The 14591-nt window shown below is 73.5% G+C and carries 18 protein-coding genes and 1 tRNA gene; 11 read left to right on the top strand and 8 right to left on the bottom strand.

The window, feature by feature from the left end:
- The first annotated feature begins 69 nt into the window (after positions 1-69).
- The 6 genes from HNP84_RS07875 to larE are packed head-to-tail and all read left to right on the top strand — an operon-like array spanning position 70 to position 5734.
- Positions 70-768: a FadR/GntR family transcriptional regulator gene (locus HNP84_RS07875; RefSeq protein ID WP_185048713.1), complete on the top strand. Its 699-nt coding sequence runs from the start codon at positions 70-72 to the stop codon at positions 766-768.
- Entirely contained in the window at positions 765-1733 is a 969-nt protein-coding gene (locus tag HNP84_RS07870) for an aldo/keto reductase (protein ID WP_185048712.1), read from the top strand. Before HNP84_RS07875 ends, HNP84_RS07870 begins: the two co-directional genes overlap by 4 nt.
- Entirely contained in the window at positions 1730-3007 is a 1278-nt protein-coding gene (larA, locus tag HNP84_RS07865; protein WP_185048711.1) for a nickel-dependent lactate racemase, read from the top strand. Before HNP84_RS07870 ends, larA begins: the two co-directional genes overlap by 4 nt.
- The gene (larB, locus tag HNP84_RS07860) at positions 3004-3684 is read left to right on the top strand and encodes a nickel pincer cofactor biosynthesis protein LarB (RefSeq protein WP_185048710.1); all 681 of its coding nucleotides are present in this window, start codon (positions 3004-3006) and stop codon (positions 3682-3684) included. The genes larA and larB overlap by 4 nt, the downstream gene beginning before the upstream one ends.
- Positions 3681-4856, top strand: coding sequence for a nickel pincer cofactor biosynthesis protein LarC (gene larC / locus HNP84_RS07855; RefSeq protein WP_185048709.1), 1176 nt, complete (start codon positions 3681-3683; stop codon positions 4854-4856). Before larB ends, larC begins: the two co-directional genes overlap by 4 nt.
- Complete coding sequence (larE, locus tag HNP84_RS07850; protein WP_185048708.1) at positions 4853-5734, top strand: ATP-dependent sacrificial sulfur transferase LarE; 882 nt, start codon at positions 4853-4855, stop codon at positions 5732-5734. Before larC ends, larE begins: the two co-directional genes overlap by 4 nt.
- Before the next feature lie 653 nt (positions 5735-6387).
- Here the strand turns inward: larE and HNP84_RS07845 are convergent.
- A tRNA-Pro gene (locus HNP84_RS07845) sits at positions 6388-6466 on the bottom strand.
- A gap of 155 nt (positions 6467-6621) precedes the next feature.
- Here HNP84_RS07845 and HNP84_RS07840 point away from each other — a divergent pair.
- Positions 6622-7062 carry a hypothetical protein gene (locus HNP84_RS07840; RefSeq protein WP_185048707.1) on the top strand — a complete coding sequence of 147 codons (441 nt, stop codon included), beginning with the start codon at positions 6622-6624 and terminating at the stop codon, positions 7060-7062.
- 165 nt (positions 7063-7227) lie between these two features.
- On the opposite strand, the gene HNP84_RS07835 is transcribed toward HNP84_RS07840, so the two are convergent.
- The gene (locus HNP84_RS07835) at positions 7228-7647 is read right to left on the bottom strand and encodes a DUF6458 family protein (RefSeq protein WP_185048706.1); all 420 of its coding nucleotides are present in this window, start codon (positions 7645-7647) and stop codon (positions 7228-7230) included.
- A 152-nt stretch (positions 7648-7799) separates the two neighbouring features.
- Between HNP84_RS07835 and HNP84_RS07830 the strand changes: the two genes are divergently transcribed.
- Genes HNP84_RS07830 through HNP84_RS07820 form a run of 3 tightly spaced genes read left to right on the top strand, consistent with a single transcriptional unit; the run spans position 7800 to position 9635 of the window.
- Positions 7800-8528 (top strand): hypothetical protein, encoded by a 729-nt coding sequence (locus HNP84_RS07830; RefSeq protein WP_246517917.1) that lies wholly within the window; start codon positions 7800-7802, stop codon positions 8526-8528.
- Positions 8529-8534: 6 nt separating this feature from the next.
- Complete coding sequence (locus HNP84_RS07825; RefSeq protein WP_185048705.1) at positions 8535-9431, top strand: hypothetical protein; 897 nt, start codon at positions 8535-8537, stop codon at positions 9429-9431.
- Positions 9432-9437: 6 nt separating this feature from the next.
- Positions 9438-9635 (top strand): hypothetical protein, encoded by a 198-nt coding sequence (locus HNP84_RS07820; protein WP_185048704.1) that lies wholly within the window; start codon positions 9438-9440, stop codon positions 9633-9635.
- A 186-nt stretch (positions 9636-9821) separates the two neighbouring features.
- Here HNP84_RS07820 and HNP84_RS07815 read toward each other — a convergent pair whose 3' ends face one another.
- From HNP84_RS07815 to HNP84_RS07795, 5 genes are all read right to left on the bottom strand, one after another.
- Positions 9822-11183 (bottom strand): NAD(P)/FAD-dependent oxidoreductase, encoded by a 1362-nt coding sequence (locus HNP84_RS07815; protein ID WP_185048703.1) that lies wholly within the window; start codon positions 11181-11183, stop codon positions 9822-9824.
- Positions 11184-11187: 4 nt separating this feature from the next.
- The gene (locus HNP84_RS07810) at positions 11188-11346 is read right to left on the bottom strand and encodes a hypothetical protein (protein WP_185048702.1); all 159 of its coding nucleotides are present in this window, start codon (positions 11344-11346) and stop codon (positions 11188-11190) included.
- Entirely contained in the window at positions 11330-11575 is a 246-nt protein-coding gene (locus HNP84_RS07805; protein WP_185048701.1) for a WhiB family transcriptional regulator, read from the bottom strand. The genes HNP84_RS07810 and HNP84_RS07805 overlap by 17 nt, the downstream gene beginning before the upstream one ends.
- A 63-nt stretch (positions 11576-11638) precedes the next feature.
- Positions 11639-12106 carry an ATP-binding protein gene (locus HNP84_RS07800; RefSeq protein WP_185048700.1) on the bottom strand — a complete coding sequence of 156 codons (468 nt, stop codon included), beginning with the start codon at positions 12104-12106 and terminating at the stop codon, positions 11639-11641.
- 233 nt (positions 12107-12339) lie between these two features.
- Positions 12340-13125: a SigB/SigF/SigG family RNA polymerase sigma factor gene (locus tag HNP84_RS07795; protein ID WP_185048699.1), complete on the bottom strand. Its 786-nt coding sequence runs from the start codon at positions 13123-13125 to the stop codon at positions 12340-12342.
- A 235-nt stretch (positions 13126-13360) separates the two neighbouring features.
- Between HNP84_RS07795 and HNP84_RS07790 the strand changes: the two genes are divergently transcribed.
- A complete protein-coding gene (locus HNP84_RS07790; RefSeq protein WP_185049014.1) occupies positions 13361-13729 on the top strand; it encodes an STAS domain-containing protein in 369 nt (122 codons plus the stop codon).
- A gap of 30 nt (positions 13730-13759) precedes the next feature.
- Here the strand turns inward: HNP84_RS07790 and HNP84_RS07785 are convergent, their stop codons facing one another.
- Positions 13760-14464 carry an ANTAR domain-containing protein gene (locus HNP84_RS07785; protein ID WP_312924098.1) on the bottom strand — a complete coding sequence of 235 codons (705 nt, stop codon included), beginning with the start codon at positions 14462-14464 and terminating at the stop codon, positions 13760-13762.
- Positions 14465-14591: the final 127 nt, after the last annotated feature.

Here is a 14591-nt window from a genome sequence, read left to right as displayed (position 1 = left end):
TCATGATCCGCCAGAACGAACGTCTGGCACCTCTCCCGAGAACATGGGATGTCTGTTATGTTGCGGATCGTGTCCCTGACCGACGAGGCGATCCTTCGCATCCGCAGGCTCATCCAGTCCGGTGAGCTGCCCCCCGGATCACGGCTCCCGCCGGAGCCGCAGCTCGCCGCCCAGCTCGGCGTGTCCAGAAACCCGCTGCGCGAGGCGGTCAAGGCCCTGGTCGTGGCCAGGGTGCTCGACGTGCGCCGCGGCGACGGCACGTACGTCACCAGCCTGGAGCCCCGGCTGCTGCTGGAAGGGCTGGGCCTGGCCGTGGAACTGCTCCAGGACGACACGCTCCTGGAGATCGTCGAGGTGCGGCGGCTGTTCGAGCCGGTCGCCACCGGCCTGGCCGCCACCCGCATCACCGACGAACAGCTCGCCGAGGTGGGCGAGCACCTTGAGGCGATGCGCGCGGCCAGCGACGACATAGAGAAGCTCAACCGGTTCGACGCCGCCTTCCACCGCGCGGTGGTCTCCGCGACCGGCAACGAGACGCTGTCCACGCTGCTCGACGGCATCTCCAGCCGGACCCTGCGGATGCGCGTGTGGCGCGGCACGGTGGAGGCCAACGCCTCACACAAGACCGTGGCCGAGCACGAGGCCATCTACGAGGCCCTGCTCGCCCGTGACGCCACCCTGGCCCAGGCCGCCGCCCTGATCCACGTCTCCACCACCGAGACCTGGCTGCGCTCGGTGCTGGGCCACGTGGACGGGGAGGAAGGATGAACGGGATCGAGCGGGTGCCGCTGGGGCGGACCGGCGTGACGGTCTCCCGGATCGGGCTGGGCACGGCCCCCCTTGGCGGCCTGTTCACCGCCGTCGAGGAGGACACCGCCGCCGCCACGCTCGACGCCGCCCGCGCGGCCGGCATCTCCTACTTCGACACCGCGCCCCACTACGGCGCCGGGCTCGCCGAGCGCCGCCTGGGGGCGTACCTCACCGGGCTGCCCCCGGCCGAGCGGCGCGAGGTCGTGGTGTCCACCAAGGTGGGCCGGCTCCTGGTGCCGGGGCGGGGCGAGCCCGGTGCCGAGGGCTTCGACGGCGCCGCCCCCCTCGTACGCCGCCGCGACTACAGCTTCGAGGGCGTCTACCGCTCGGTGGCCGAGAGCCTGGAGCGCACCGGGCTCGACTCCTTCGACATCCTGCTCATCCACGACCCCGACGACCACTGGGAGCAGGCCGCCGGCGAGGCGTTCCCCGCGCTGGCCAAGCTGCGCGAGGAAGGCGCGGTCAAGGCGATCGGCGCGGGCATGAACCAGACCGCCATGCTGTGCCGCTTCGTCGCCGAGACCGACGTGGACTGCGTGATGGTCGCCGGGCGCTACAGCCTGCTCGACCGCGGCGCGGCCCGCGACCTGCTGCCGCTGTGCGCGCAGCGCGGGGTCGCCGTGCTCGTCGCCGGGGTGTTCAACAGCGGCGTGCTCGCCGACCCCGGCGAGGGCGCCCACTACGACTACGCGCCCGCCCCCGAGCCGATCCTGCGCCGCGCCCGGTGGATGGCGGAGCGCTGCGCCGCGTACGGCGTGCCGCTGGCCGCCGCCGCGCTGAACTTCCCACTGCGGCACCCGGCCGTCACCGGCGTCGTGGTCGGGGCCCGCACCCCGCAGGAGGTCGCCGACGACATCGCGCTCGCCGCGACCCCCATCCCGGCGGAGCTGTGGGCGGAACTCGACGAGGAGGCGGAACGGTGAAGGTGCGCCTGGCGTACGGCGAGGACGGGCTGGACATCGAGGTGCCCGACGACGCGGCCACCGTGGTCGCGCCGGTGCACCACGACGCGGCCCCCGACCAGATGGCCGCCCTGCGGGCCGCGCTGCGCGACCCGGTCGCCGGCCCGCCGCTGCGCGAGCGGGTGCGCAAGGGCCAGACCGTGGCCATCTCCGCCTGCGACGGCACCCGGCCCCAGCCGCGCCACCTGATGATCCCGGCGATCCTGGAGGAGCTGGACGGCGTCATCGACCCGTCCGACGTGACGATCCTGGTCGCCACCGGTACCCACCGGGGCAACACCGAGGCCGAGCTGCGCGCCATGTTCGGCGACCGGGTGGTCGAGTCGGTGCGCATCGTCAACCACGACGCCCGCGACCGGTCCACGCTGACCTACCTGGGCACCTACGGCGCGGACGTGCCGGTGTGGCTGAACACCGAGTGGGTGCGGGCCGACGTGCGCATCACCACCGGGTTCGTCGAGCCGCACTTCTTCGCCGGGTTCTCCGGCGGCCCCAAACTGGTCGCGCCCGGCCTGGCCGCGCTGGAGACCGTGCTCACCCTGCACGACGCCGCCCGCATCGGCCACCCCTCGGCCACCTGGGGCGTCATCGAGGGCAACCCCGTCCACGACGACGTGCGCGCCATCGCGGCCGGCACCGGCGTCACCTTCGCCCTGGACGTCATCCTCAACCGCGACAAGGACATCGTGGCCGCCTTCGGCGGCGACATCCTCGCCATGCACGCCGCCGCCACCTCCGCCGCGCGGGCCGTGGCGATGCGCGAGGTGGACGCCCCCTTCGACGTGGTCGTCACCACCAACTCCGGCTACCCCCTGGACCAGAACCTGTACCAGGCCGTCAAGGGGATGTCCGCGGCGTACCAGGTGGTGAAACCGGGCGGGGTCATCGTGTGCGCGGCCGAGTGCCGCGACGGCTTCCCCGACCACGGCTCCTACCGCGAGGTGCTGGCCTCCGCGCCGTCGCCGCGCGCGCTGCTGGAGGAGATCGCGGCCCGCCCGCACACCGTGCCCGACCAGTGGCAGGTGCAGATCCAGGCCCGCGTCCAGGACGGCGCCCGGGTGATCATGCACACGGGATACCTCGGCGACGACGACCTCGCCGCCGCGCACCTGGAGCAGACCGCCGACGTCTCCGCCACCGTCGCCGAGGCCCTGGCCGCCGCCGGCCCCGGCGCCCGCGTCTGCGTGCTGCCCGAGGGCCCCCAGACCATCCCCTACCTGGCCGCGCGCGCATGAACGGCGACGGAGTGCTGGACCTCGGGTACGCCCGGCTCGACCTGGACCGCGAGGCCAGGCAGGGCGTCCCCGAGATCGTCTACGGGCCCGGCAAGACCCGCGAGCAGATCGTCGGCATCGCCGCCGCCCTCCTGGACCGCTCGGCCGGGCCGGTCCTGGTCACCCGGGTCGCGCCGCAGGACGCCCCCGCCGTGCTCGCCCAGGTGCCCGAGGGCGCCTACCACGCCGACGGGCGGCTGCTCGCCTGGCGGCCCGCGCCCCCGACCGGCTTCCACGTCGCCGTCGCGACCGCCGGCACCTCCGACGGCCCCGTGGCCGCCGAGGCCGAGGCGGTGGCCCGCGTCCTCGGCATGACCGTCACGTCCGTGCCCGACATCGGCGTGGCCGGGCTGCACCGGCTGCTCGCCGAGGCCGAGCGGCTGCGCGCCGCCGACGCCGTGATCGTCGTGGCGGGCATGGAGGGCGCGCTCGCCAGCGCCGTCGGCGGCCTCGTCGCCGCGCCGGTGATCGCCGTGCCCACCTCCACCGGGTACGGCGCGGCCCTGGAGGGCGTCACCGCCCTGCTGGCCATGCTCACCTCCTGCGCCGCCGGGATCACCGTGGTCAACATCGACTCCGGCTTCTCCGCCGCCATGGCCGCGCACCGGCTGGCCCAGGTCGCCCGGAAGACACCGTGATCTGCTGGATCACCCCCTTCACCGGGCTCGCGGGCGACATGCTGCTCGGCGCGCTCATCGGCGCGGGCGCGCCCCTGGACGCCGTCCGGGCCTCGGTCGCCGCCACCGGGCTCACCGGCTGGGAGCTGACCGCCGAACCCGTCGTCACGCACGGGCTGGCCGCCACCCGCGCCGTCGTACGGGTCAGCGACACCGCCACGGCGCGCTCGGCCGCCGAGGTCATCGCCCTGGCCGCACGCGCCGAGCCCGCCCCGGTCGCCGCCGTCGCCACCGCCGCGCTGCGCGCCATCGCCGAGACCGAGGGACGCCTGCACGGCGAGGACCCGGCCCGGGTGCACCTGCACGAGCTGGGCGGCCACGACGCCGTGGTGGACATCGTGGGCGTCGCCGCCGCGCTGCACGCCCTGGGCGCGACCGCGGTCCACTGCGCCCCGCTTCCCCTCGGCACCGGCTCCGTACGCACGCGGCACGGCCTGCTCCCCGTGCCCGCCCCCGCCACCGCCGCCCTGCTCGCCCGCGCCGGGGCCACGGTCGCGGGCAGCGACCTCGCCGGCGAGACCGTGACCCCCACCGGCGCCGCCCTGCTGCTCGCCCTGGAGGCCCGCTACGATCCGCCGCCGGAGATGACCCTGACCGCCACCGGGTACGGCACGGGCACCCGGGTCCTGCCCGACCGCCCCAACGTCGTGGCCGTCACCCTCGGCCGCGAGCCGGACGGCCCCGCGGCCGAAACCCTCCACCTCCTGGAGACCAACCTCGACGACGTCACCGGCGAGCTGCTCGGCCACGTCATCGCCCGCGCCCTGGCCCAGGGGGCGCTGGACGCCTGGGTCACGCCCGCCACCATGAAGAAGGGCCGCCCGGCCGCCGTCCTGCACGTCCTGTGCCGCCCCGAGGCCGAGACCGCCGTACGGGACCTGGTGCTCGCCGAGACCGGCGCGCTCGGCGTCCGCCGCACCACCGTCCGCCGCACCGCCCTGCCCCGCCACACCACCGAAGTGGACCTGGACGGCCACCGCGTACGCGTCAAACACGGCCCGTACGCGGCCAAGCCAGAGCACGACGACCTCGTGGCGGCGGCCACCGCCCTCGGCATCCCCCTCCGTGAGGCGGCCGAGCGCGCCCGCCGCCTGGCATCCCCGCAACCGCACCAAGACGGGAGCCCGCCATGACGACCCCCACCCAGGACACCATCACCGGCGACTTCACCGGCGACCTCAACGGCGACCTCACCGGCGACCTCACCGGCGACATCGACTCCCTCCTCGGCCGCCTGTCCGCCCTCGGCTCGCTCGCGGTCGCCTTCTCCGGCGGCGCCGACTCCGCCTTCGTGCTGGCCGCCGCCGTACGCGCGCTCGGCCCCGCCCGGGTCCTCGCCGTCACCGCCGTCTCCGAGAGCCTGGCCGTGGCCGAACTCAGCGCCGCGGCCCGCTTCGCCGCCGGCCAGGGCGTGCGCCACCTGCTGCCCCGCACCAACGAGCTGGCCAGCCCCGGCTACCGCGCCAACGGCCGCAGCCGCTGCTACTTCTGCAAGTCGGAGGTGCTGGACGTCATCGGCCGCATCGCCGCCGAGCACGGCTTCGCCCACGTGGCCACCGGCACCAACGCCGACGACGCCCGCGACCCCTTCCGCCCCGGCATCCGCGCCGCCGACGAGCGCGGCGTCCTCGCCCCGTTGCGTGAGGAGGGCTTCACCAAGGCGCAGGTCCGCCGGGTGAGCCGCGAGTGGGGCCTGTCCACCTGGGACAAGCCCGCCGCCCCCTGCCTGGCCAGCCGGATCGCGTACGGCGTCGAGGTCACCTCCGTGCGCCTGCACCGCATCGAGGCCGCCGAGCGCGTCGTGCGCACCCTCCTGGCCGAGTCGGCGCTCCCGGTCACCGACCTGCGCGTCCGCGACCTCGGCGACAGCGTCCGCGTCGAGGTGGACCCCGACCGCACCGCCCCCGTGGCCGCCCTCCCCGGCCTGACCGAGGCCGTCCGCCAGGCCGGCTTCCCCGCCGCCGAGGTCACCGTCGCCCCCTTCCGCAGCGGCGCCCTCAACGTCCTGTGACGGCGTGGGATCAGGAGGAGCGGAGCGGGCCGGCGTAGCGACTGTGCGGCGTCCCGCAGTCGGGCCATGCCGGGCGGGCCGGCCTCCGGCACGGGGGTGACGGCGCCTGCCGATGGGACGGGCCGAGCCCGAGCCGGGCCGAGCCTGAGCCGGGCCGAGCCCGAGCCGGGCCGCGTACCCGCCGTACGCGTTGCCCGGAACTCCGCGCCGTGGCGGACGCCGGGCTCGCCCAGCACCTCCGCCCACGTCGTGCCGCCCCGCACGGCCTGCCGCACCCGCGCGCCGGACCAGCCGCCGCCCGCTGAAGTGGCCGGTGCCGAGCCCTGGTTCCGCGGCGCTTCATGCCCCGCCCCACGCCCGCGGAGCTGTCGTCGCGCCCTATCGCGCGCAGAGCTGTCGTCGCGCCCTATCGCGCGCAGGACGCCGCGCCAGGACCGAGCCGCGGCAATCGCCGCGACGAGTTGTTCATCGGTCCAGGTGCCGCCCACCGGCCAGTGGCCTCACCCGACGGACACTAATGAAGTGGTCGGAGTGAGAGGATTTGAACCTTCGCTCTCCTGACCCCCAGTCAGGCGCCCTGGACCAATGGGCGCCACAGTGGGCGGACAGCAGCGAAGCCCGGATCGCCACATCGTGCGATCCGGGCTTTGAAATGGTCGGGGTGAGAGGATTTGAACCTCCGCTCTCCTGACCCCCAGTCAGGCGCCTTAGACCAAGCTGGGCCACACCCCGCCGCGTGTGTGCCCCGGTTTGTTCTCGGGGCGGCCACGCGATAGAAACCCTACCACGAGCAACGGACCCCTCGATCTGCCTCCGCGCGCGGCCGGGGAGAGGATGGGCGGGACGAGGTTCCCGGAGCGGCGAGTCCATGGGGGGAAGGGCCGGAGATGGGGCGTAAGGCGCGGGTGGAGCGGGAGGAGCTGGCCCGGCTGGTGGGTGAGGGATGGTCGGTCAAGGAGTTGGCGGCGCACTTCGGGGTGTCGGAGTCGGGGGTGTTGCAGGCCAAGCGGGCCGCGGGGCTGAGCAAGGCGATGCTCGACCATCGGGCGGCGATCCCGTGGAAGCTGGAGCGGGCGCACGCGCAGTCGGGGCCGGCCACGAACCTGCGCAACCTGTCGGCGCTGGCGCAGGGGCGGGAACTGCCGCCCGAGAAGGTGAACACGGCGGTCCGCTGGGCGCGGCGGCTGGTCGATGCCGGGCTGGACGTCGGCTACGACCCGGCGACGGGCTTCACGGAGGTTCCGGCCGGGGAGGACGGGCGGTCGCACGTGGCCGGGGTGCTCGCCGCCGCGTTGCGGGCCATGGGGGACGGCGAGGAAGAGGGCTGAGGGGCCTCCTTCCGGCAGGCCGGGCCTTCGGGCCGGGATTTCACGGGTGGTCTTCGGGCCGGGCTTTCAGATCGGACGCTCACATCAGGCCGTCGGCCTTCGGGCCTTCGGGGGGCCTTCGCGGGGCCTTCGGGCCTTCGGGTCCTCGGGCCTTCGGGCAGGGTCTCAGACCGGGCCGTCGCGGAACTGGGGGCGGGTGGGGTCCTCGGGCGCCCGGTGGGGGTCGTCCACGTGGGAGACACGGTGGACGGCGCGGGTGTCGCCGTCGCGGGCGTGGCGGGGGTCGGTTCCGTGCGCGTGCACGTGCGGGGCCGTGGTGTGGGCGTGCGGGGCGGTGCTGTGGGCGTGCGCGTGGTGCTCGGGGGCGGGGTCGGCGGTGTAGAGGACGTCGGGCTCGATCACCTCGATCGTCTCGTCCTCGCCGGGCCTGCGCGTGTACAGGCGGGTGATCACGCCTCCGGCGACGCCGACGCCCATGAAGATCCACCCGATCAGTTGCAGGTCGATCCCCGGCACGTCCCACTTAACGGCAAAGGCGAGGATCGCGCCTATCGCGATGAACGTCAGGCTGGCACCAAATCCCATCTCGGATCTCCTCCTCATTCGATCAGGCGGCCACTACCCCGGGATCGAGCCCTTACGCCCCCTTGACCGGCACCTGACCTCCTCCGGTTTCGACAGCCCCGCCCAGGGCAGTGCGCGGGCACCGGAACAACACATCGAACCGGAGGCAGGACATGTCCACCGAGACCCTGATCTGGGTGGCCGTCGTCATCGCCGCGGTGGCGGCGCTGAGCGCAGTGGGCTACGTCGTACTGCAGCAGCAACGCCGCCATCGCCTTCGCGAACGCTTCGGCCCCGAATACGAACGCGCGGTGCGGGAGAGCGAGAGCCGCCGCGAGGCGGAGCAGGAGCTGCGCGCCCGCGAGCAGCGCTACGCCGAGCTGGACATCAAGCCGCTGGACAAGGAGAGCCGCGACGCGTACGCGGCGAAGTGGACGGCGGTGCAGGAGCGCTTCGTCGACGCCCCCGGCTTCGCGGTGACCGAGGCCGATCAGCTCGTGACCGCGGTCATGGCGCAGCGCGGTTACCCCACGGAGGGCTTCGAGGAGCGGCTGTCCGTGCTCTCCGTGGACCACAGCCGCACGCTGGACCACTACCGCAGGGCCCACGAGATCAGCGGCAGGGCGGTGCGCCGGCAGGCGTCCACCGAGGAGCTGCGCCAGGCGATGGTGCACTACCGCGCGCTGTTCGAGGACCTGCTGGCGGTCCCGGACACCCGGGACGCCGCCGTCCCGGCGCAGCGCGTCAACGACGACACGCCCGTGCGGCCGGCCGGGGACCGCGAGGACCGGACGGCCCCCGCCGTGCGGGAGGCGCGCGGCGACGTCGAGGCCGACGGCTCCGTACGGCGCGAGCAGTACGCGGGCGGCCGTCCGGCCGACCGCGACCCGCGAGGACGGTGAGCGCACATGGATCGGCGATACGACGAGGACGGCAGGGACGTCGACCTGCTGCGCGGGCGGGACGACCCCCGGCACGACGTCCGGAACGACGTCCGGCATGACGAGGACAAGGAGCAGCGGGACGAGCTGGTCGTGCCCCGGCCGCGTGAGGACGCCTCGGACGCCTCGGGCGCCCCGGACGCGCCGCACGCCCGGGACAGCCGGGACACTCGCGACACTCAGGGCACTACGGACACGCCTGCGGTGCCGGGCGAGCATGTCGCGCCGCTGCCGGGGCCCGGCCCGGTGTACGGCGGGCCGGAGGCGGCCGAGGACGCCGCGAAGCGCGACGAGGAACACGTGAGCCTGCCCGAGGACACGCCGGGCGAGGTGCGGCATGAGCTCGGCGAGGACGCCGGCGGCCATGCCCCTGCGGACCCCACGACCGGGAGGGACACCACGGCCCCCGACGACACCACCGCCCCCGGGGACACCGCCGACGAGGCGCAGGCGCGCGAGCGCGAGGCCGCCGCCGTGCACGACGAGGCCGTGCACGAGGCCCCGGCCGACACGCCGGGGACGGCGCCCGACGCGCCCGGGACCGCGACGGGGGCCGGGGCGCACGCGCCCGGCTCGGAGGCGTGGAACCTGTTCGGCCGGGACGCCGAGGAGATCCTGCGGCGCTGGCACGAGGTGCAGGTGGCGTTCGTGGACGACCCGCGGGCCGCGGTCGAGCGCGCGGACGGGCTGCTGGACGAGATGGTGAGCGAGCTGACCGCCAACCTGAACGAGCGCGCGCAGCGGCTTCAGGACCGCTGGAAGGGCGGAGACCGCGCGGACACCGAGCAGCTCAGGCTGACGCTGCGCGAGTACCGGTCGGTCCTGGAGCGGCTGCTTGAGTTCTCGCAGTTCGGGAGGAGGTGAATCCAAATGCTGGCAATCGTCGCCGCGATCATCTTCGGACTCGGGCTGCTGCTCGACCTGCTCGGCGCCAGTCTGGGCGCCGGGATCACCGGCACGACGTTCCTGCTGCTGGGCCTGCTGCTGCTGGCCCTGCACCAGGCCGGTGTGGGCACGGCGAGCTTCCGCACCTGGCGGAGCGACTGGCGCGGACGCGCGCGGCGGTGACCCGTCGGTGGCGGCGCATCGCGGGAATCCGCCGGTGCGGCGCATCACGGGGATCGAGGGACTCGGGCGGGGCCGCGGGTGCGGACCCGCCCGAGTCGCGTGCTCAGACGTGCTCAGAAGCGTCACTCAGGAGCGTCGCTCAGAAGCGTCACTCACGAGCGTCGCTCAGGAGCGTCGGAAGCGGCCTCAGAAGCGGGCGCCGGCGGGGCGGGGGACGGTCGTCTCGGTGCCGTCCTGCGTGCCCGTCTTCGCGCCGTCCGGCGCGCCGGCGGCGAACTCGAACTCCTTGCGGGGCTCGGCCAGCGCGCCGAGGGAGACGATGTCCCTCGGGAAGAACAGCGCCAGCGTCCAGTCCACCAGGACGCGCACCTTGCGGTTGACGGTGGGGATGCGCGTGAGGTGGTAGCTGCGGTGGGTGAGCCAGGCCAGCGGGCCGCGCAGCTTCACGCCGTAGACCTGGGCGACGCCCTTGTGCAGGCCGAGGCTGGCGACGGAGCCGGCGTAGGCGTGGCGGTACTCGCGCAGCGGGCGGCCCCGCAGGCGGGCCACGATGTTGTCGGCGATCGTACGGGCCTGGCGCACGGCGTGCTGGGCGTTGGGGGCGCACAGCTCCCCGGGCCGGGTCAGGTCGGGCACGGCGGCGGAGTCGCCGGCCGCGAAGACCTCGGGCCTGCCCACCACGGTAAGGTGCGGGGTGACCTTCACCCGGTCCTTGTCGTCGCGGGGCAGGTCGGTGGCGCGGACGAGGGGGTGCGGGCGCACCCCGGCGGTCCACACCAGGGTGTCGGTGTCGAACTCGTCGCCGTCGTCGAGGACGACGCGGCCGTTCTCGGCCGATCTCACCCGGGTGTCGAGGCGGACGTCGATGCCGCGGCGGCGTAGCTGCTCCAGGGTCCAGGCGCCCATCTCCGGGCCGACCTCGGGCAGGATGCGCCCGGTGGCCTCGACGAGGATCCAGCGCATGTCGGCGGCGTCCACCGCCGGGAAGTACCTGCACGCGTCCTTGGCCATGTCCTCCAGCTCGGCCAGCGCCTCGACGCCGGCGAACCCGGCGCCGACGAAGACGAAGGTGAGCGCCCGTCTGCGGATGGCCTCGTCGCGGGTGGAGGAGGCCAGGTCGAGCTGGGCGAGCACGTGGTTGCGCAGGTGGATGGCCTCTTCCACGGTCTTGAACCCGATGCCGCACTCGGCGAGGCCGGGGACGGGCAGCAGCCGCGAGACCGAGCCCGGCGCGTACACCAGCAGGTCGTACGGGAGGTCGTAGCCCTCCCCCTGGTGCGGCCGGAACCGCACGGTACGCCGTTCGCTGTCCACCCCGACGACCCAGCCGTTGAGCATGCGGCACCGGTGCAGGACCTGGCGCAGCGGCACGACCAGGTGCCGGGGCTCCAGGTTGCCCGCCGCCGCCTCCGGCAGGAAGGGCTGGTAGGTCATGTACGAGTCGGCGTCCAGGATGGTGATCTCAGCGTGGTGGCGGAGCCTGCGCTGCAGGCGGAGGGCGACGTTCATGCCGACGTAGCCGCCGCCGACGATGAGGATGCGGGTCATGTGGTCAGACTCCCGTCGGGTCGTCCCAGCGCTCGTCCGGCTCGTCGTCGTCGGGACGCGCGTTGGGCGGGTCGGTCGCGGACGGCGTGTGCTCCTCCGCGAAGTCCGGCTCGATCTCCGGCTCCGCCGACGAGCCCTCGGGCGGCTCAGGTGGGTGCCTCATGCAGCGCCTCCCCTCGCATCGCGCGGCGCTCCGGCTCGGTGGTGCCCGCCCAGATGCCGGCCGCCTGGCCGGTGGTGAGGGCGTAGTCGAGGCACTCGGCGCGTACGCGGCAGCCGCCGCAGATGCGGCGCGCGGTCTCCAGTTGTCCGGGGGCCGGGATCAGCCCGATCGGAAAGAAGATCTCAGGATCGTGGTCCCGGCATGCTCCCCGTGCGATCCATGTTCCCATTTGCGCAGTCACGACCTCGCAAGTAACCGTGCTGCCTGGGGCTAAACATGGTGGTGGGGTGTGCTATGCCTCGAATCCCATCGTCACCGTGGTTCCGGTGGAGCCGGTCGCGAAGGTGATGGAGGAGGCCAGCTTCCTGGCCACCCACAGGCCCATGCCGCTGGTGGCGTTGGGGGCGGGCGGGGTGCTGCCCGGGGTGCCCTTGGGCGCCCACCGGCCGCTGTCGTGCACGGCGACGAACAGGCGCCGCTCGCCGCCGGGCCAGATGCGGATCTCACCCTTGTCGGCGCCGTGGGTCACCGCGTTGGTGGCGACCTCGTTGATGGCGAGCAGGAAGTCGTTGATGAAGTCCTCGTCGTAGCCGAGCCTGCGCGCGCAGGAGGCGGCGAAGTCGCGTACGGCGGGCAGGTCGGCCAGGCGGAAGGTGAACTCGCGGACCCCGCCTCCGCCGGACGTGCTCTCGGCGCCGACCGCGAACCGCGGCTCGGCGCCGGGCACGAAGCGTGCCGGAGGAACCGTGTCCTCGTTCACCCTGGATGCGCCTCCCGCCAGGGGATGTGCCATGTGGACGGTCAGGATGCCGTCCACTTCCCTGCCTGTGTCATGTGAATCCGCGCCTTCCGGCCGCGCCTGCCGTGCCCGCCTTTCCGTCGCCGCCCGTTCCATTCACCCGTGCCCCCGATTCCTCGGTGCCCCGTTTGGGGCACACTACTCTGCCATCCGCCATTTCGCTCGTCATCGGGCCCCCGCGGGGGCCGGCCGGCTCACGTCCTGCCGCCCACCAGTTCCGCGCGCAGCCCGTCCAGTACCTTCCTCAGGATGCGCGATACATGCATCTGCGAGATGTCGAACTCCGCGGCGATCTCGGCCTGGGTCATGTTGCCGAAGAAGCGCAGCAGCAGGATGTTCTTCTCGCGCGGGGGCAGCTCGTCGATCAGCGGCTTGACCGCCTCGCGGTCCACGAGGGTGCCGAGCGCGTCGTCGTCCTCCGGGATCACGTCGCCCAGGGCCGCGGCGTCGTCGTCGGTGCCGAGGGGGGCGTCGAGGGAGAGCGTGCTGTAGGCGGCCGAGGCGTCCAGCGTGAGCAGGACGTCCTCCTCGCTGATGCCCATCCTGACCGCCAGCTCGGCGACCGTGGGCGAGCGGCCGAGCTCCTGGCTGAGGTCGCCGACGAGCCGGTTGAGCTCCGAGCGGCGCTCCTGGTAGACGCGGGGCACCCGGATCGCCCAGGTTCGGTCGCGGAAGTGCCGTTTGACCTCGCCGGTCATGGTGACGACGGCGTAGCCGCGGAAGGCGTTGCCGAGCGCGGGGTCGAATCCGTTGATCGCCTTCATCAGCCCGACGTACGCCGCCTGGAGCAGGTCCTCCAGCGGCTCCCCCCGGTATCGGTACCGCCGGGCGATCTCCATGGCGAGCGGCCGGTGCATCTCGACGATGCGCTCCCGGAGGCGCTCCTTGCGGGTGTCGTCCACGTCGTGGCGGGCCGCCTCGGCCAGAAGCTCCTCGGCGGTCATCTCAGTGATCTCACGCACAGAGTCTCGGACGGCCATCGCTGCTCCTCATATGGGTACGCAGACGCGCCGTCCGGCAAAAGCCCATGCAGACGAGCACGTCTCACGCGATCTTCGAGACGAGGCCGCTCTGCTGGACCTCTGGGATGGAGCATTCCCCCGATTTCGAGAGTATTGCTGCCTTCCAGGTAACAGTAAGGTTGCTCTTGGCCCATGGTGTGGGCTGGCGCTGTGCGCCATTGGGCTCGGTGGCGAGGAGGCGCGAGTGGTGGGCATGCCGGAGAACGGCGAGGCGTCGGAGGCGTTGCGGCTGACCTCCGACCTCGCGGGGGACATCGTGGTGGTCAGGGTGGACGGCGTCCTCGACGCGACGACCCGCGAGCAGTTCGCCGGACATCTCGCCGAGACGGCGGCGGTGCACGGTCCCGACATGATCCTCGACCTGAGCGAGGTGTCGTTCATGGACTCGCGGGCGCTCGGGCTGATCGTGCACCACTGGCAGGGCAGCGTCTCCTCCGGCGGCAGGTTCGCGCTGGTGGGGGTGCAGTACGCCAAGACGAAGGTGATGTGGGTGACGGGGCTGGCGCAGCGGCTGCCGCTGTACGACACCCTGGACGACGCCCTGGCCGCCTTCGGCTCCTGAGCCGGGCGGCCGGGGCCGGCTTCCAGGAGCTCAGTTCCAGGGCAGCGTGCCGGACCTGCCGTTGCCGTTCTGGTGCTCGCTGACCAGCAGCCGGGCCAGGTCGGCGATCTTGACCTGGTGGTGCTGCGAGACGCGGCGCAGCTCGTCGAACGCCTCGTCGGCGGTGCATCCGCTGATCTGCATGATGATGCCCTTGGCCTGGTCGATCACGGCCCGGCCGGCCAGGGCCTCGTGCATCTGGGCGGCGTCGGTGCGCACCTCGTCGAAGTCCCACATGTTGCCCAGCGCCACCGCGACCTGCTCGGCCAGCATCTCGGCGAGCGGGACCACCGCCCGCGCGCCGAAGGCGTTGGGGCGCACGGAGTACAGGCCGAGCAGCAGCAGCGCGGGCTCGACCGCGATCGGCATGATCACCGCGGAGCGGACGCCGCAGCGGGTGGCCATGCCGGCGTAGCCGGGCCAGCGCGGCTCGTGGAAGACGTCGCCGATCACCACGATGGAGCGCGTGGCGCGGGCCTCGGTGGCGGGTCCCTCGTGGGCCTCCGCCTCGCTCTCGGCCAGCGCGATCAGCTCGCTGTGGGAGGCGGTGAGCAGGACCCGTTCGTCGATCCACAGCTCGGCCGAGCCGCCGGAGCAGCCGGGCACGCCGCTGACGAGCGTGGCCACGAGCCCGCGCAGCACGGACTCACTGGACGTCTCGCCGGTCACCCTGCCCAGGGCAGCGAGGTCCCGCACCAGGACAGGGCGTATCAGCTCTGTCTTCTCAACTTCACGAGGCGGCACGAGGTCCCCTTCCCCTCCCTCTAAGGTTATTCCCCGGATCGATGAGTCCCGGCATGTGGCGTAGCGTCTACACATGAAC

Source organism: Thermocatellispora tengchongensis (assembly GCF_014202315.1).
GTDB lineage: Bacteria > Actinomycetota > Actinomycetes > Streptosporangiales > Streptosporangiaceae > Thermocatellispora > Thermocatellispora tengchongensis.
The sequence above is the reverse complement of the archived record's forward strand: the minus strand, read 5'-3'. Positions and strand labels throughout refer to the sequence as shown.